Here is an 18,105-nt window from a genome sequence, read left to right on the forward strand (position 1 = left end):
TTGAGTGTAGATGCTTCCTTCATCGCTATCCCGGTCGACCGGGCGTAGTTAGGAAGGCTGCAAAGCTATCTGCAATCGCTGACGCATGCCTTGTCTCGTGCGACCAAAGAACTACAACAGGTTCTCCAGCGTCGCCAAGGCATCAAACGTTCAAGAGACATCCATCCCCTACATTTCGATCCAGGACGGCTCATCCTCGTAACAGTAAAGAATCGAGTAGACACTTGAAAATTGATTACCGAAATTAAACTTTTTATTCAAGACTTCAACAGGAGTAAAAATCATACCAGCCTCCTCCATGTTCTTTATCAGTGGGTACACTGAATTGGTTGATGGCAGATCAATACTCGGTGAGCCTTGACTTCCGTCCGCCGACAACGACGATAAATAGTAGTACGGACCAACAAACGATATTCGCAATATGAAATCCGCACCATCACCCCTCACGAAATATCCGTGACTTACGTCGGTGTTGGGCTCGGTATCCTCATAGAAATAAAAATTCTTTTCAAGAAATTGAATCACACCAGGGTACTTTGTCGCAGCAAGATTCTCTTTAACGAACGAGTAGTCCGGGGATTCAAAACTCCCGTACGACTCAATAACAGAACGCGAGAATCCTTCCCAATCAAAATGCGAATCATGGGGTCTCTGGGCCTTTGGGATGTCCATGCATTTCTCTTCCAGTGTCTTGGTGAACGCGCACTGAAGTTTGAGTGCCTCCGTTGAGGCCAAAACCAATAGGCGTCTTGAAATCGTGGTCCCGTACATTCGGGCGCCCAGGTACGGGGCTACCCTTGCTCCAAGCCTCATCTGTGTACTGCACTGCATCGTCCCAATCACAGAAGCACGAGGTGGGCTTACCTTGTTTAACTCGATTGTCATACTGGGGCTCACCCAGTACATGACCCGCTTGCTTCTGCTGCGATATATGCGGTGGAACCGATGGTTTCTTTTGCAAACCCGGCGGATCGGTCCACGGCGTCGGGTTCGGCGCGTACTGGTAGACGTTGATCCCACCGGCCAGCCCAATCCGGTCCTTCGATATGAATCGTCCCGACGTGGGATCGCAGTACCTGTGCCAGTTGTAATGTAGCCCCGTCTCGCGATCGAAGTATTGGCCCGCAAACCACAGCGGGTTCGCGATCCCCGCTTTCCTAGCCGCCTCACTGATGACTTCGCGCGCTTCACCCCACGCCTTGTAACGAGCCGGCCGCGCGACCTCACCCGACTCGTTTAATCAAGCGCGACTTTGGTACTCGTACCGGAGAATATAGCCGACAGCCATGCCTTCAAACCCTCGCGGTCCTTGGCTGCTTGTACATCGATCTGCATCGACGACAGATCTTCCCTCCACTTGGCATCATCTTCAAGTTCAATGTTCAACGTGCCGGCATGAAGTGAAACCGACTTGACCCCGCCATATCCCGCAACCCCATCAGCGCAGACTTCCACGTAATAGGTGTCCTGACCCAACTTCCGATCTTGCTCATCGAACTCAGTCCCACGCTGCAGGATGACGTAGTCCTGTGGCTCATTTGCGCTATCAACTAGCCCAAGGACATGAACTCCATCCTCGAACGTATAGGTCACGTCATTTGCGATAAATTCAAATTTCATTCTATTTACACCCCTTGGAAGGATTAGCCATCCACGTCTTTTGCTGCCCGTCCTCCTGCCAGTTATATTGGATCGTCGCACCTGACTGTATAGCACGTGCGTTCATCTTGCCTTTGCACGATGTACATGGCGGATACTGGCCGTCGATGATCATGTGATCCCCTGGCTCTAATGGAACTTGCGAGACCGCACGCGCCTCAGTATGGGTAGCCAGAGTATTCTGCGGGAATCCTAACGCCTTTTCCTCCGGCGTCATGTTACCGCTCTGAAAAACGCCACAGTGCCTTTTGGAACCGCCCGCGCCGCGCACAGTAACTTGGGCCGTATGCGTTCCTTTCCCTGACCCGAAGCGAGCCAAACCTAGCGGATCAATCCAATCAACTGGATTTGGCGCGTACTGGAAGACGTTGACCCCGCCGGCCAACCCAATCGGATCTTTCGACACGAAGCGCCCACTACTCGGATCGTAGTACCGATGCCGGTTATAGTGCAGCCCCGTTTCATCATCAAATTGCTGCCCCTGGAACCGCAGCGAATTCCTCGGAGCGATCCCTACCGCCCTCGACGCCCGCGCGATCACCTCGCGAGCTTCACCCCACGCCTTGTACGACGCCTCCCACACCACATCGCCATCGTCATCCGTCAGTACCTGTGGAGTGCCGATCTGATCACAGTGGTAATAGAAGGCATGCACCTGCCCTGCCCGCTCCGGTACCCGTTGCAGCGGATCATCTTCCGGCACGTAGCGATCTGTATCGCCACGCGACGGTGTCTCGCATCCACTGACCGGTGCACCGACGTATTGCACCATCGGCACGAACGATTCTGCTTCGTACAAGTAATGCGTGCTACCGTGCTCGCCGCTCTCATACGCCAGCGTATCTCCGTCCCAACCGAACACCGTACGCTCGCCGTTCACCTCTTTCGCAATCCGGCGGCCCAACGCATCGTAGTAATACCGTGACTCACTGCTGCGCGCAGTCTCCTGCACGCTCGCAGCCGTCATCCGATTAAACGCATTCCACTCGTAACGTTGCTCGCCCGCCGGCGATCTGCGATGAACGAGGTTGCCACGCGCGTCGTACTCGAAATGCCGCCCGGCATATTGCTTCAGCAAATTGCCCAATACCTTGGGCACTTCGGGAGGCAACGAACTTTCCGCACGCACCGGGCTCGGCCTGCTCTCTTTGCGAGCCGTCTCAACGCGTGCCGGATCGACGATGTTGCTTGCCGGATCGAATGCGAACCGCTCCTTGCCGGCCGGTCCGATCGACTCGAGCAACCGTCCGACCGGATCGTAGCGATAGTCCGTCAGCCCCTTGAGATTGTCTTCGATCTGCACGAGCTGGCCAGCCGCGTCGTAACGGTAGCGGCGCTCGGCCAGCGGTGCGGGTGCATTCGCACGCTGCACGGTCCGCTGCGCCAACCTCCCTGCCGAATCGTACGCCGTGCGTTGATCGATCTTGCTCGGCAACGTGCGCAACGTCTCACGGTGCAGATCGTCACGCTCGATCTGAACGAGCTCCTTGCCGTCCAGCATCATCCCGTGGACGTGCCCCGAGCCATAGATGAGCCAATCGACCACGCGACCATCGGGCCGGATCGTTTTGATCCGATTACCGATTTCGTCGTACTGGTGATGCCACACGAAACTCCGGCTCGCGCCGAACAGGTCGTAAGCATGATGCTCACGCACCAGATTGCCGACCGGATCGAAGAAGCGCTGCACGCGGCTGTATCGGTTGCTCGCTTCGATCAATCGCCCCAACGGGTCATAAGTGAAACGTTCCGCCTCATCGTCGACCGCGCGGCCTTGAAGACGGCCACCGCGATCGTGAGACATCGTCATGATCTGGCCAGCCTCGTCGATCGACTCCAGACGGCTGCTCGCCTCGTCGTACGAGTAGCGCGTCGCCTTCCCGTCGAAATCGATCTCCTCGATCAGCCTGCCCGTCGCGTCATAGCGAAACGCGTAAGTCGCGTGATTCGGATCGGTCAACGCAACCAGACGCCCGAGCCGATCATAGCGATATGACAACGACTGCCCCGACGCATCGGTGCGGATATTGATACGTCCGCTCGCGTCGTAGCCGTAGCGTGTATTGCGATTCAGCGGATCGGTGTGCGTCAGCAGACGCCCTTCCGCGTCATAGCTCAGTTGCTCGCGACCTGCGGGCGACACGACCTCGATCAATTGGCCGTTCACACCATAGCGGTATACCGTCACCCCGCCTGCTGCGTCTTTCGCCTCCGAGAGGCGGCCTTGAGCGTCGTACACCCATTGGGTCGTCTTGCCCGAGCAGTCGGTGTAGCTGATCAACTGACCGGCAGCGTCATACTTCAGCGACTTCGCGCCGCCCTTCGCATCCTTGATCTCGGTAACCAGTCCTCGTCCGTCGTACGCGTATTCGGTCTTGTGCCCGAGAGGATCGACCTGTACCACCATGTTGCCGGCATCGTCATACTCACGCAGCCACGGATGTCCAAGCGGATCCGTCACGCGAACGAGCTGATCCTTCTGGTCATACGTCATCTCGATCACGCTGCCATCGGTACGCTGATGACGCACGAAGTTGCCACGTGCGTCGTACTCCATACGTTCGACGGTACCGTCACGATGGATGTACTGAACCAGCCTGTCGTTCTCGTCCCGATACATCCACTCTTCGCTGCCGTCCGGATGAATCACACGGAAGGAATAGCCCTTGCTGTCGTAGTAGTGGTGGGTGACGTGACCAAGCGCATCGGTCACGCTGACCATCCGGAAGTCCGGATGCCACGCCAGCGTGACCTCGTCGCTGCCGTCATCTCCATACTCGCGGAAGCACTTCGCCTTTGGCCCGTTGCCGTTCCATTCGAGATTCACGCCGCGACCGGTACGATCGGTGTACCGCGTCACAAGATGGTGACGGTAACGGTATTCGCGACGGTTGCCGTAGCGGTCGGTCGCGCCGATCAGATCGTTTTCTTCGTTGAACTCATAACGGGCAAGCGTGCCGATGTATTCGCCCTGCGCGTCATGATGCGTCGCTTCGACGATACGACCGCGCACGTCGTGACGGAATGCGACCTGTGCATGCGGCGCAATCAACCGATGCAACCGCCCTTGCGCATCGTATTCGAGCGTCACCTGATTGCCGGCGCGATCCTTGACGAACGCGAGACGAAACACATTGCCGTGTCGCTCAAACGCTTCGAGCAGCACGTGCCCACGCGTCAGCGTCAGCCACCGATCGTCAAGGCGCAATAACGTGTGGCCCTCGGACAGGTCGTCGTGAGCACTGCCTGCGTCGAGCAACGGATATTCGAGACTGCGTCCGGTTTCGTCGTGATAGACGAGCTTGCTCTCGTCAATATCAAAGCGCGTCGTGTACGGCGTAATCCAGCGCGCGCCCAATTCGCCGTGCTCGTCGTTCGCGTCGAAGAACGACCGATAGGTGCGCTGCCAGGCAATGGGCAACGGCCCCTCGATCGTGAAGTCCTCGTGGTTGATCTGCTCATCGCCGAGCGCGAATCCGATTGAATGCTCGGTGGCCGCAGGTGGCGTCTTCACCGGGGAATGCGTAAGGCAACAATTCGGCCCCGGATGCTTTGCCTCCGTGGTCGTTCGCACCTCATCCACCCGATGCTCTGCTCGCTGCTCGGCAACCTTCGTCGTCCCGTGCTCCTGAATCCCCGTCGCATGCGGCTTCGGGTTGCGCTTGCGCCAGCTCCGCATCCCGTCTTCGCCGATCATGATCAACCAGCCGATCTTGCCCGCATCGTTCCCGTCCAACTCCCGGATGCACTTCTGGACCGTCGGAATTCGCTTGTAGATATCGTCGGCGAAAAGCTGCAGCTTCTTCGGCGCTTCGTCGTCCACCATATTGGCGACGGTGGTGACCGTATTGATGGCAGCCTTCGCTTCAATTTTCACGAAATCCGTGAGAAACCCAAGCCCGCTGCTGAGAACTTTCCTGCCGTCGTACGCAACGAGCGCCTGCCCGACATCCTTCAAATGCGACCCGGCCGACGTCACGTTGTGCCCAACTTCGTACTTCTTCCCCGCCGCATGCGCGAACAGATCGGCAATCGCCTTCATCAGATCGCCGATGAATTTGGCGCATTGATCGAGCACCTCCTTCAGTCCGTCGCGCATCACTTTCAGGAATTGCTCGATTTCGCCCGCGTAGCGTTCCTGCACATTCGCGACGATTGCCGCGATGACCGAGTCGCGCAGCACCTGCAACGCCGCCTCGCCCACCGCCTTTCCGCTCTTGACGATCTCTTGTCGAATAAGCTTCAACACCGGGCGGGCACCCAGACGAAGCTCGGCAGTGCCCGGCGGCAACGGCACGACCCCGATGAGGTCGAGACCGAGATTGACCCAATCGAACATGCCGATCGCGTTGCTGCCGCGCTCGATCATCTCCTTGATATCGAGCACCGCGTCGACTGCAGCAAAGATATTGGCCAGAACCGGCACGTTCTCCGCGACCATCTTCAGCCGGCTGACGTTGACGGCGCCACCGCTGACCTTGATCAGCCACTTGTCGAAAACATCGATGCCGGCTTGTACATCGGCCTCCGTGATCTTCATGATCGGAGACACGAACACATCGGTAGGTTTGGGTTGAATGACGCCCGCAGCGGTCATGATCTTCTATTCCGGGAAAATTGAAAGGGCGACGCTCAACTCATCTTCAGCACGGCAGCGGTACTACGTGCCGTTTGCGCGAGACCGCTGACCTGCTGCGCTGCGGCGCTCAACTGTCCTGCTTGCGACAGGGCCGCCTGCGCGCCTGCCGGCAGCACACTGCCCGCCGCCTGCTGCGCGATGCCGAGGCCTTGACCGGCCACTGCCTTCGCGAGGGCAGCGCCGCCTTGCGACGCCGAACTAGCCAAGTCTGCGAGCGTATTCGCCGCGCCAAGCGCATTCGACGCGCCCGCGGGCAACATCCCGCCCAGTGCCTGCCGAGCCATGCCCATGCCTTGACCGACAGCAGCCTTCGCCAGCGCGGCGCCGCCTTGCGACGCCGCGCCCGCCAATCCCGTCAACGCACCCGCCGCGCCACCGGCCGCCGGCAAGAACGAACCCAGCTGCGCCTGTGCCGTTTCAGCAGCACCTGTCGCCGGCGCCGGATTAGCCGGCCACGGCGCCACATCGAACCGGCTCGATTGCTGGTCCTGCGAACGCGGATCCTCTCCGAACTTCACCTGCACCGCTCCAGGTGGCAGGCCGCTCACGATCATGTGCCCGTTGCCGTCGAGCGCCCCTTTCCTCAACAACCCACCATTTGCATCGAATACCGAGAACAAGCCGCCCTTCACCGGCTGGCCATTCCCGTACGTATGCAGCAACTCCAACTGCCCCGGCTGATCCGGCCGCGGGCTCGGCAACGGATACCCCATGCTTGCCGGCCCGGCGAACGTATGCGACGCACCCTTCACATCCACCGCGCCAGGCGTATGGATCTCGATATTCCCGCCTTGGATGCGGATATACCCGCCGCCGCTCGTCAGCAGGATCCCTTGATCAGCCGCGATCTCGATCCGATCGGTTGCGGACACAACCTTCACCGCCTTCTGAGCAGTCACTTCGACGTTGTCCGACTGCGCCTGGATCTCGACCTTGCCCTTGCCCGCGAACAGCTTCATCCCCGCGTTCTGCGCGAACAGGCTCAGCTTCTGCCCGATGCTGCCGATCAGCGACTTGCCCGTCGCGACGTGCACGCTCTGTCCGCTCGCGACGTTCACGTGATCGTTCGCGACCAGGTGCAGCGACTGCTGCGTCGACATCCCGATCCCCGACGGGCTGCCGAACAGCATCACCGGTTCCTTGAACGCATTCGCACTACCCGTGCCGCCACCCGCCGTGCGGCCGCCGGACGCGCTGCCCGACGCGCTGTCCTGCGTCGCGTCGGTGAATGCGCGCATCGTCTCGTGCGCATCCTTCAGGCTTTCCGCCTGATGCTGCTCGCTCACGCCCGACATCGCCTCGACCAGACTCTCGCCCGTCACGAGCTGCTGCTGCGCTTCCTTCACGTCCAGCGGCTGACTATTCGGCGCTTTCGGATGAGTCGTGACGTACAGCCCCTGACTCGCCCGCACCGCGCCATACGCATCCGAACGCAGGTCGAAGCCGCTGCCCAGATACGATCCGCGCGAATTGCCGTTCTGATCGATGAGGTAGCCCAGATGCAGCAGGCTGTTCGCGCTGCTGCTCATCAGCTGCACGCGGTTCTGTCCGGTCGCGTCATCCATCACGAGATGGTTGTAGCCGCTGCCCGAATATTCTTTTGACCGATAGCCGGAGAGAATCTCGTCGCTGTGCCACTGCGGCTGATTCGCGCCGTTGTACACACGCCCGACCGCCAGCGGCCGATCGCAATCGCCGCCGACATAATCGATCAGCACTTCCTCGCCGATCCGCGGCACGTGCACACCGCCGTAGCCACCGCCGGTATCCGACTGCACGACGCGCACCCAGCACGACGCGTTCTCGTTGCCCGGGTTGAGGCGATCCCACACGAACTGCACGCGGATCCGGTTCAACTCGTCGGTATAGACTTCCTCGCCCTGCGGCCCGACGACGAGCGCCGTCTCGAGATGCATCTTCGGCTTCTCATGTTCGAACGGGCTGCGATAGGGCACGCTCACGCGCTGTGCCTCGACTTCGACCAGATAGAAGCCGACCGAGCCGTCGTCGTGCAGCACGCGAAACGCCGGATCGGCACCGTAGCCTTCCTGAGCTTGCATCAACGCGTCGCGCAGGCTGTACGGAAAGTCCGCGCTGCTGCTCGCCACGGGCAGGTTGTTCTCGATCCACCATTCGACGCCGATCGCCGCGAATTCGCGCTGGTCGGCCGGATCGCGATCGTGTTCGGGATGGTCCGACAGCGTGAAGCGCCGGCCCGCGTCGATCGCGCGCACGCCGCCCGCGCCATGGAAGCGCTTCGCGTGCGACTCCCATTCCTCCATCCGCACCTTCGTCAGATGGTCGCCGCGCGCCTGGTCCAGATACGTGTACGCACCCGTGTACTCGTACACTTCGAGCTGGTCGGGCAATTCGCCCTGGCCACTCATCGTCGGCAGCGTCGTGCCCTTCGGGTTCGACGGTTGCGACGGATTCTTGTAGTCGAAGGTGCGCGTCGTTCGGGTCACGCTCTGCAGCGTGCGCGAGCCCGACCATTGTGTGAACGCATCGGCTTCGCTCGCCGCGCCGCCGCGATAGAAGCGCACGGTTTCCGGCGACAGCGGCGCGAAGGCCTGCAGGTTGTCGGTGATCACGAGCGTATGCGACTTGCCGTCGTCGGCCTGCTGCCACGTGCTGTAAAGGCCTTCGCTCTCCATCAGCCGATGCACGAAATGCCAGTCGGTGTCGTGCTGGCGCGTGTACGAACGGCTCGGCAGCGGTTGCGACAGCGCGAAGCGGAAATGCCCTCGCGCCTGCGGATGCTGGTTCAGCACATCGCTGATGATCTGGTCGACGGTCGTATCGTTCCAGAGCCGCTGGTCGCGGCGAAACTTCAGGAAATGCGTGAAATCGGCGAACGTGAGCTGATAGGTCGTGAGCCCGCCGTCGGCGCCCAGGCGGCGCGCGGTGTGGACGTATCCGTGGATCGGCCGGTAGCTGCGATCGCCCTGCTGGATCCACAACGTGACGGGTTGCGCGATCAGCTTTTTAAGTTCCAGATCGCTATCGGTCGACAGCACGTCGAGCGTGAATTCGTACGCGCGCCCGATGCGCGAACGGCCGACGGCCCGCTGCACGGTCAGCACGTTGGCGCCCAATGGCGTATCGAGCTTCAGCAGCCGGTCCTGCTGAAGCAACCCGCCGCGCAATGCGGCAACAGTGTTCTGCATGTTCATGGCAACGGCCTTTTCTTCTTTTGACGCGCCCTCGGATGGCGCGCTATGCGATTTCGCTCGCGCGATTTTACAGACAAATTACTGCGAATCTCCAAAAATAGAACTGATTTAAAAGAGTTTTTCAAGCGTCTTCCGAGCGGCCCGGGCGAACCGTTCGAACACTTGTTCGACGGGGTACGGCTCGCCCACGGCCCGCTGAAATCGATTGCAATCAGGGCCAATTCGACTTCCGGCGCGGCCCGGTTGCGAGTAGTGTCTACGTGCCCGTATTCCGGCCCAGTCCGGGCACGACCGATGCCCGGCGCTCGATTACCACACTGAACACTGGAGATCTGCGATGAAACGTTCGAAGTTCCTGCTGTCGGGCCTGCTGCTCGCGTCGGCCCTCGGTTTCACAGCCGTTGCCGCACATGCGGAAGACCTGCTCGACTCGGTGAAGAAAGCCGGCGTGCTGCGCGTCGGCCTCGAAGGCACGTATCCGCCGTTCAACTCGCGCGGCACGTCGGGACAGCTCGAGGGCTTCGACGTCGATGTCGCCAATGCCGTCGCCGGCAAGCTCGGCGTGAAGACGCAATTCGTGCCGACCGAATGGAGTGGGATCATCGCGGGGCTGCAGGCCGGCAAGTTCGACGTGATCGTCAATCAGGTCACGATCACGCCGCAGCGCAAGGAAGTGCTCGACTTCAGCGAGCCGTACACGTATTCGGCCGCGCAGCTGATTCAGCGCAAGGACGACACACGCAACTTCAAGTCGCTCGAGGATTTCAAGGGCAAGAAGCTCGGCGTAACGCTCGGCACCAACTACGACCAGATGGCGCGCAGCGTGCCGGGCATCGAGGTGCAGACGTATCCCGGCGCGCCGGAAAAGCTGCGTGACCTCGCCGCGGGCCGGATCGAGGCGACGCTCGACGACCGCCTGATGCTGCCGTACATGATCAAGACGTCGAACCTGCCGCTGCGCTCGGGCGCGGTGCTGAACGGCGGCAAGCAGGAGATGGCGATCCCGTTCCGCAAGGGCAATCCGAAGTTCGAGAAGGCGATCAACGATGCGCTGGAGTCGCTGCGCAAGGACGGCTCGTTGAAGAAGATCTCGATGCACTGGTTCGGCAGCGACGTGACGGTGCCGGTCGCGCAGTAAGCGGTTCGCCGCACTTGCGTTGCGTCACGTCCTTCGCTGCGGCGAAGGCGTGACGCCCGTCTGCATGACGCTTCCCTTCTCTCAAGCCGCTTCGTCGAAGCGCGCAAGCAGCATCTGGCCGATCGGCGTGAGCGCCGGACGCGCCGCCACCGCATTCACACGCACCTGCGTATCGTCGACCAGCCGCTTTTCGACGAGCACGGCGAACGCCGGGTTGGACGGGTCGACGCTGTCCGGCGCGCGGGCAATGCGCAGCAGCATCGAGAATTCGTGCGGACTCAGCATGGTCCTTGTCTCCTGATCGTCCGCGATCCGGTTCGAACCGGCGTCGATCCTGTCTTTTGATGAAATGGCCCGAAGGCATAGGGATGCGGAAATGCGCGGCCGTTTGCGACGAGGGCACGTCGTCGCGAGAAGCCAGGCGCTCCCTGAGCGGGGCGATGTCATCGGATCCGCTGGATGCGTACGCCACGGCTGGGACGTGCAACGTTATTGGGGCATCGTGACGCGGCAGTGACAGCAAAAGAGGGGGGCATCTGGCCGACCGATACCGACGACCGCGCTCATCGTCGACGGCAGGTTGCTCGTTTGCAGACAGCGCCTGAAAGATTGGCTGCGGCGCAACAGCATCGCTTGGAGAGGCATTGCAACCGAGGGAATGCGCCGCTCCTGACACGAGGCGTCGCGGGCCGGCCGGGAAATGTACGGCACCGAATCGAGAAGGAAATCCCGCGTGCTCGCGTCCGCACATGCAATACGCTGAAGCGACTTTGCCGCGCGCCCCGCGTCGGGTTTGTCGGTTCGCGGTGCTGAAACGACGAAGGGCCGGGAGAAAAAATCTCCCGGCCCTTCGTTCAATTTGGTGCCGGCTGCAGGACTCGAACCCGCCACCTGATGATTACAAAGCACTTGAAAACATCAAACATTACAACAACTTAGCCGAATTCGACGTTTCCAAAACCGGCGAGTACGCTGACTTCTCGGCCTTATCCAGCAACGGGCTGCTGCGAATTGGAAACGTCCGCGCACGTCGACGCACGGTTCTCGCATGGGCGCAACGCTCGCCCCAGCGACGATGCTGCTCGTATGAGCCCGCCGCACGCGACGTACTGATGCAACCCTCGCAAATTCACCCCGCAGGTAAAATAATTTTACCCGCAAGGAAAACTCATATATAGTGCCCCACGTACATGAGTGGCGGTCGAAAAGTGGGGAACCATGACTAACGTTACAGAATTCGGCAAGTGGGTCCGCAAGCTCCGTCTCGAGCATGGAGAGACGATGCAGGACATGAGTGAAAAACTCGGTCGCTCACCCTCATTCCTGTCGGCAATGGAGACGGGTCGCAAACCCGTTCCGGCCCAAATCGTCAACGCAATTGCGAAGACCTATGGTTTGGATGAATCGGAAGCGGCGGAGCTACGGGAAAAAGCAGCCAGCGGCCACTCAGCGTTTCGCTTGGCACCCAGCAACAATGGTGATCGTGAACTCGTCGCGGCTTTTGCAGCGCGGTTGGAATCCCTGAGCGAGAAACAACGCGAGGCGATCTGGAGCGCACTGAAAGATTCGTAAGTTATTGCGCAGCGTAATAGTGGTACGGCTTATATATCGGTCTGAGCTCGAACAATGTACTTTTCCCCGCAGAATGCTTGTAGCATGTGAGCGCAACAATCGCACGTGATACTAGAAAGCGTTGTTCGAGGGGTGCTCTACAAGGCGCCCACAAAAAAACTAACCATAAAGAGTCCTGTCATGACCGCAGAAGTAGCAATTTTGAATAAATACGGGGTCGCGCTCGCGGCCGATAGCGCTGTTACGATCGGCGGCAGGAAGATTTACAACAGTGCAAATAAATTATTTGCGCTAACCAAACATCACCCCGTGGGGATTATGATATTTGGTTCAGCGCAATTCAACGGCGTCCCGTGGGAAACACTGATCAAATATTACCGTACACGAATTTTGCTTGATCGAAAATTCGACACAATTGATGGATACAAGGAAGATTTCCTGTCTTTTTTGAAATTAACACCAACAATTAGCGCGGAAAGCGAAGACCACTTCATTCGCCACTTCATTTCAACGGCCTGCAAAAAGGTCGTAAAGCGGATCGAGCGAGCAGCGAAGAAAGTTATTGTCACAAGCGGCAAAATCACAAAAAGTCAGACAAATGCATTAGTGAAAAGCACGATCGAGCATTGGGCAGACTCTCAAATTTCCAGCTGCACCTTTGAAGGTGGCGAGATAAAAGATCTGGTTTCAAAATATGGAACCATCTGCGACGAATCCATTACGAGCATCTTTGAGAATCTAGCCGTAACGAAAGGATCTCGCAGCAAATTTGTCAAAGGCATCATCTGCGGCCTTTCTAACGATAACGCGAATACCGGCGGCTCGGGAATTGTCATTGCTGGCTTTGGCGAAGACGAAGTCTTTCCATCAATCACGCGCTTCATGATTGAAGGCCGAGTTAATGGTCACCTGAAAATTACCGAGCAATCGCACAGCAGCGTAGCCATCGATAACAGCGCCATCATCATGCCATTTGCACAGCGCGAAATGGTTGCAATGTTTATGGAAGGGATTGACCCTGAATACAGGGATGCCGTAAGTGCCGCCGTTAACGAGGTTGCGAAAAAAATTCCGACTCTTATTTCCGGCAAGCATGGCGTCGCGATCAGCCCAACGGTGAAGAACGCGATCGCAAAGGACATTGATGAGATCTTAGAGAAGTTTGAGGAGGGGTTAGCGGCCGCGCAACAGATTGCATTTGTTCGGCCGGTACTTGAAAGTGTCGCAGCGTTGCCACTAGACGAACTGGCCCTTATGGCCGATGCGCTCGTTAATCTGACATCATTTAAACGACGTGTTACCATGGTGCTTGAATCGGTAGGCGGACCAATCGATACGGCAGTTATTTCAAAAGGTGACGGTTTTATTTGGATAAAGCGCAAACATTATTTCGCGCCCGAGCTTAACCCTCATTTTTTTGTGAATTCTAAAGGAGCCAGCCATGCCTAACGTCCCGAACAAAGCCGTGACCTCTGTTGCAGAGTGGAAAGCGACGTTTCTTCCGAATGCTGTTACGGAAGACCCGAATAGCGACACACCAAACCTGACCGTGCTCGCTCACGCGGCGGCAATACGAGCTATTGATCAGGTTAAAAAGAAGCCACAGGCGAAGCGCCGAGCGGCCGGCCCGGCCGCCAAAAGTTGATATCGATCAGCGTCCAGCCAAGCCCTGCACTCATGCAGGGCTTTTTTTTGCCCGTTACGCGATCTCGCCACCCGGTGCGCGGGTCGGTGACGCTGCATAACCAAGGCGCATAAACGTGCATGACGAAATCGGCCGGTGGGTCGCCGAGCGGCCCGCGCCGGGCGGCCCGGTGCGCCCTGTGCATGCCTGCATAAAAACCGTTCATTTTTGCGGGCAGGTGGGGCGGGGTCACAACTGCGCGCGCCGGGTCTGAATCGTCATCCCAAGGGCAGGGTCCGGCCCTTGAGGTAGCGCCTCCGGCGCGTCAGGCGGCCCGCCACGGCCCTGCGACGAGCTCGTCCGACCCTTGGGTGCATCCAGGCGGCGGCCGCCCTGAGGCGCTCTAATCCGCCGACGTCGCGCCCATGCGACGGACGCAAAAAAGCCGCCGGCACCGAAGTGCCTGGCGGCTTTGCTTTGCCGGTTGCGCGGTCGGGCGTCAGCCCTTCTGCATCTCGAAGTCCCTGAACCGCACGACCTCGATCCCGAGCCAGTCGTTTACCTCCCGCAGCCGCGCCTTCAGCGGCTCGATCTCCAGGCCGTTGAACACCTCGGCCGCATCGTGCACGTTGCCGAACCCGCCCGCGTTCGACGGGATGATCCCCATGAGCTGCGGCGGCACGCGGTGCGCCGCGAGCTGATCCTCGACCGTCACCTTCTTGATGTTCCAGAACTCATCCTTCGCCGCGACCTCGCCGATCGGCAGGAGCTGGATGCCGTCCTTCTTCCCCTTCGGCGCGTACATGAACAGGTTCCGGAAGTTGCCCGGGCCCTTCGCGTTCTTCAGTGCGGAACGCAGGTTGTCAACGTCTTCCTGCTTGTCGGCCGGGTCCGTCATGTACAGGATGAAGCCCGCGTGGCTGCCGTTCTTGTAGTAGCGCCGGCGGAACAGCGTCGCGCTTTCGTTCAGCCAGGTCGAATTCAGCGACGACATGTATTCGGGCAGCCCGTAAATTTCCTGGTTCAGGTCAGGCTCGAACAGGTGATAGACCGCTCCCTTCGGAAACGCGTGCGGCTCGCGCACGTTCGTCACGAACCAGAACTGATCCGGCTCGACGCCAACCCGCGTGTATTTCGCGAGCGACGACTTCAGCGCCATCGGCCTGCCGAGCCGGTTCGTGCGCAGCTCGAGGTAGCTGTTCGCGAAGACCAGGTACTCGAGCACGAACCGGCTGAAGTCCGCACGCGACAGCAGCGGATGCTCGATGTACGCCTGGACGAGGATGTTGCGTTTCACGTAGATGGCCGAGCTGTGATGGGGCGCGGCCCGGAACGAGCGCGCAAGCCCATCCAGCGGCAGCGGTGGCTCGTACCAGTTCCCCATCCGCATGCATTCAACGTAGTCGAGCAGCTCGCGCCGGTCCAGCACTTCGACCGGATCGCCGAACGAGAACACTTCCGCGCGCGTGGCCGGCGCCGGCGTCGAGACAGCTGCCGTCTCCGCGCGGTCGTGCGTGCGGCGCCCAGCGCCGCGTCGATACTTCCGTGACATCAAAAAATCTCCATGAATCCGGTATTGGTGCCCGTCGCGCCTTCGAGCGGTTCGTTCGCGAGCGCGTGCATGCACGCCCAGGCCAGGTCGCCGTGGCTCGCCTCTTCCGAGCGGCTCGCCTTGTACGTGACCTGCAGCCCGCTGGGCGTGATCGTTTTCTTGATCGCCATGAACGACGCGGCGAGATCCTTCCAGCCCGAATCGAATTCGAGGCGGCCCTTGCGGATCACGTTTTGCGCCTTCATCACGAGCGCGGTCTTGATCTCGACCGAGTAGTGGAACGCTGTCGCCGCCGGGAAAAACTTCGTGACGAGCTGATAGACGCCCTGCCCGATCCCGGTCGTGTCGATGCCGATGTAGGTGACGCGGTAGCGCCTGGTCAGCGCCTCGATCTGCGCGGCCTGCGCTTCGAAGTCCAGGCCGTGCCACTGGAACCGCTCGAGCACGCGGAATTTCCCGCCCGGATACTTCGGCGGTGCAATGACGACGCAGCCCGCGCTGTCGCCCGTGTGCGACGGGTCGTAGCCGACCCACACCTCTTCGTCGCCGAACGGACGCAGGTACAGCGGCTTGAAGTCGTCCCACACTTCCCAGGTGTCGACCATGCACGTCTGCAGCGTCGCCAGCGGGAAGACCGACAACGAATCGTCGATGAACTGGCAGAGCAGCAGGTTCGCGTATTCCTCGGCGCTGTACTCGAGCCTCAACCGCTCGAGGTTGAACAGCGGCCTCGCTCCGCTGTTACAGCCACCGCGCACCGCATCCTCCACGGTCACGATCTGGCGCCACTGCCCATCCGGGCATGAAAGCCCGCCGGCCAGCGCCGTATGCGAGATGTCGATCGATACGTGCTGATCCTTTGGCCGGCCGCGGTTGAACAGCTTGCCCGACCAGAACGGATAGGCGTCGTGCGCGAGGCTCGACGGCGTCGAGAAATACGTCTGCCGCCAGTGATCGTGAATCGCCATGCCGGACGCGACCTTGCGCAAATCCTGGAAGCGCGGCACCCAGAAGTACTCGTCGAAATACAGGTTGCCGTGATAGCTCTGGGCGGTGCGCGCGTTCGTGCCGAGGAAGTACAGCGTCGCGCCGTTCGGCAGCACGATCGGGTCGCCCTTCAGCTCGACGCCGACCGCGTCTTTCGCGAACTGGACGATGTACTGCCGGAACACGTGCGCCTGCGCCTTGCTGGCCGACAGGAAGATCTGGTTTCGCCCCGTGTTCAACGCGTCAAGCAGCGCCTCGCGCGCGAAGTACCAGGTCGCGCCGATCTGCCGGCTCTTGAGGATGTTGCGAATCCGTTCCTTGAAGCCCGCGCGATACCAGGTGCGCTGATAGTCGAAGATCGACTCGAGGAACGCATCGTTCAGTTTCGCGGCCTGCTCTTCGCTGAACGCATTGCGATCATCCGAGCTGCGCGACCGGCGCGTGCCGCCCACACTCCCGGATTCACTCACCTTTGCATCGTTCGCCGGGCGCGAGCGCAACCGGTCGAGCTGGCGCGTCAGCAGGTCGATTTCCTTGTAGTCGCGCCCCTCCTTCGCCTCCTTCGTCACGAGCTTGATCAACTGCGCTTCGATCGTCATGTTCACGCGATCGATCGGCTCGGTGTCGTCCCACCGATCGCGCTTTTTCCAGCTATAGAGCGTGGCCGGTTTCACGCCGAGCTGCTCGGCGATACGCGCGATGCGATACCCCTGCCAATACAGGTCACGTGCGCGTCGGCGTGGATCAACGTCGGACGATTCGATGGGAAGTGCAGTCATGCAGCAAGGCTACCGACGCGCGCGCGTAGGCCCTACTGCATACGGTTGTATCGGTTGCGTGCACAACCATCATTCATTGCGACACGCGTTCGAACTGCCGACACTGGAATCCCTGAACACAGCCCCCTCTCAGCGGATTCGCACATGGCACAGGACGCAAAGAAGACGAAGTTTTTCTGCATCGCGACGGAAGGCGCGACCACTGACGGTCGCAAGATCGACCGCACGATGCTCGAGCAGATGGCGAGCAGCTACGACCCGAAGACGTACGGCGCGCGCATCAACATGGAACACATTCGCGGCATGTATCCGGACAGCGCATTCCGCGCGTACGGCGATGTGATCGCGCTGAAGACCGACGAACACGACGGCAAGTTGCGCCTGCTCGCCCAGCTCTCGCCGACGAAAGACCTGGTCGAAATGACTACCGAGCAGCGCCAGAAGGTCTATTCGTCGATGGAAGTCGACCCGGATTTCGCTGGCACCGGCGAGGCGTATCTGGTCGGCCTGGCCGTCACCGACAACCCGGCGAGTCTCGGCACCGACATGCTCGAGTTCAGCGCAAAGCACAAGGCGTTCGACACGCGCAAGCAACGCCCGGAAAACCTCTTCAGTGCCGCGATCGAAGCCGACATCGAACTCGACGACGAAACGCCGCGCACGAACGACACCAGCCGCTCGCTGTTCTCGAAGGTGTCCGGCTTGCTGAATCGCAAGAAGGCTTCCGACGACCAGCGCTTCTCCGACCTCTCGCAATCGGTCGTCGCACTCGCCGAAAGCCAGGGCCAGGTGCTCGAGCAGCTCGAGAAGTTCAACGCGAATTTCGACGAGCTGCAGAAGGCGCAGCAGGCCGGCGACAAGCGCCATAACGACCTGGTCGTGAAGCTGTCGCGCACCGATAGCAGCACGCAACAACGGCCGACGTCGACGGGCAGCGACAACGGCGTGCAAACCGACTGCTAACCCGCCCCTCATACCCTTT

Annotated in this window: 12 protein-coding genes, 1 tRNA gene and 1 pseudogene; 5 read left to right on the forward strand and 9 right to left on the reverse strand. The window is 60.0% G+C overall.

The annotated features are described in order from the left end of the window. Positions 1 to 168: 168 nt before the first annotated feature. The 5 genes and pseudogenes from HWX25_RS09980 to tssI form a co-directional block, all read right to left on the reverse strand. The gene (locus HWX25_RS09980; RefSeq protein ID WP_175908401.1) at positions 169 to 672 is read right to left on the reverse strand and encodes a hypothetical protein; all 504 of its coding nucleotides are present in this window, start codon (positions 670 to 672) and stop codon (positions 169 to 171) included. Further along, positions 641 to 1,192, reverse strand: a pseudogene (locus HWX25_RS09985) (RHS repeat-associated core domain-containing protein); the annotation flags it as partial. The pseudogene HWX25_RS09985 and the gene HWX25_RS09980, both read right to left, overlap by 32 nt. Before the next feature lie 44 nt (positions 1,193 to 1,236). Continuing rightward, complete coding sequence (locus HWX25_RS09990) at positions 1,237 to 1,620, reverse strand: Imm10 family immunity protein (RefSeq protein WP_175908402.1); 384 nt, start codon at positions 1,618 to 1,620, stop codon at positions 1,237 to 1,239. Between the two features lies 1 nt (position 1,621). Further along, positions 1,622 to 6,256 carry an RHS repeat-associated core domain-containing protein gene (locus tag HWX25_RS09995; protein WP_175908403.1) on the reverse strand — a complete coding sequence of 1,545 codons (4,635 nt, stop codon included), beginning with the start codon at positions 6,254 to 6,256 and terminating at the stop codon, positions 1,622 to 1,624. 35 nt (positions 6,257 to 6,291) lie between these two features. Next, the gene (gene tssI, locus HWX25_RS10000; protein ID WP_175908404.1) at positions 6,292 to 9,471 is read right to left on the reverse strand and encodes a type VI secretion system Vgr family protein; all 3,180 of its coding nucleotides are present in this window, start codon (positions 9,469 to 9,471) and stop codon (positions 6,292 to 6,294) included. Between the two features lie 337 nt (positions 9,472 to 9,808). Between tssI and HWX25_RS10005 the strand changes: the two genes are divergently transcribed. Further along, complete coding sequence (locus tag HWX25_RS10005) at positions 9,809 to 10,609, forward strand: cystine ABC transporter substrate-binding protein (RefSeq protein WP_059535667.1); 801 nt, start codon at positions 9,809 to 9,811, stop codon at positions 10,607 to 10,609. Between the two features lie 81 nt (positions 10,610 to 10,690). Here the strand turns inward: HWX25_RS10005 and HWX25_RS10010 are convergent, their stop codons facing one another. Together HWX25_RS10010 and HWX25_RS10015 are read right to left on the reverse strand one after the other, a co-directional pair. Beyond that, complete coding sequence (locus HWX25_RS10010) at positions 10,691 to 10,894, reverse strand: hypothetical protein (protein WP_059535665.1); 204 nt, start codon at positions 10,892 to 10,894, stop codon at positions 10,691 to 10,693. Positions 10,895 to 11,469: 575 nt separating this feature from the next. After that, a tRNA-Thr gene (locus HWX25_RS10015) sits at positions 11,470 to 11,574 on the reverse strand. 253 nt (positions 11,575 to 11,827) lie between these two features. On the opposite strand from HWX25_RS10015, the gene HWX25_RS10020 reads away from it, so the two are divergent. From HWX25_RS10020 to HWX25_RS10030, 3 genes are all read left to right on the forward strand, one after another. Beyond that, positions 11,828 to 12,181 (forward strand): helix-turn-helix transcriptional regulator, encoded by a 354-nt coding sequence (locus HWX25_RS10020; RefSeq protein WP_175908405.1) that lies wholly within the window; start codon positions 11,828 to 11,830, stop codon positions 12,179 to 12,181. Between the two features lie 180 nt (positions 12,182 to 12,361). Beyond that, positions 12,362 to 13,630 carry a hypothetical protein gene (locus HWX25_RS10025; RefSeq protein WP_175908406.1) on the forward strand — a complete coding sequence of 423 codons (1,269 nt, stop codon included), beginning with the start codon at positions 12,362 to 12,364 and terminating at the stop codon, positions 13,628 to 13,630. Beyond that, positions 13,623 to 13,826: a hypothetical protein gene (locus HWX25_RS10030; RefSeq protein ID WP_175908407.1), complete on the forward strand. Its 204-nt coding sequence runs from the start codon at positions 13,623 to 13,625 to the stop codon at positions 13,824 to 13,826. The genes HWX25_RS10025 and HWX25_RS10030 overlap by 8 nt, the downstream gene beginning before the upstream one ends. 478 nt (positions 13,827 to 14,304) lie before the next feature. Here HWX25_RS10030 and HWX25_RS10035 read toward each other — a convergent pair whose 3' ends face one another. Together HWX25_RS10035 and HWX25_RS10040 are read right to left on the reverse strand one after the other, a co-directional pair. Continuing rightward, positions 14,305 to 15,357: a phage portal protein gene (locus HWX25_RS10035; protein ID WP_175908408.1), complete on the reverse strand. Its 1,053-nt coding sequence runs from the start codon at positions 15,355 to 15,357 to the stop codon at positions 14,305 to 14,307. After that, a complete protein-coding gene (locus tag HWX25_RS10040; protein WP_175908409.1) occupies positions 15,357 to 17,123 on the reverse strand; it encodes a terminase ATPase subunit family protein in 1,767 nt (588 codons plus the stop codon). Before HWX25_RS10040 ends, HWX25_RS10035 begins: the two co-directional genes overlap by 1 nt. 144 nt (positions 17,124 to 17,267) lie before the next feature. On the opposite strand from HWX25_RS10040, the gene HWX25_RS10045 reads away from it, so the two are divergent. Continuing rightward, positions 17,268 to 18,086, forward strand: coding sequence for a GPO family capsid scaffolding protein (locus HWX25_RS10045; RefSeq protein ID WP_175908410.1), 819 nt, complete (start codon positions 17,268 to 17,270; stop codon positions 18,084 to 18,086). The last annotated feature ends 19 nt before the right edge of the window (positions 18,087 to 18,105 follow it).

It is taken from the genome of Burkholderia sp. BCC1640, assembly GCF_902833125.1.
Classification (GTDB): Bacteria; Pseudomonadota; Gammaproteobacteria; order Burkholderiales; family Burkholderiaceae; genus Burkholderia; species Burkholderia diffusa.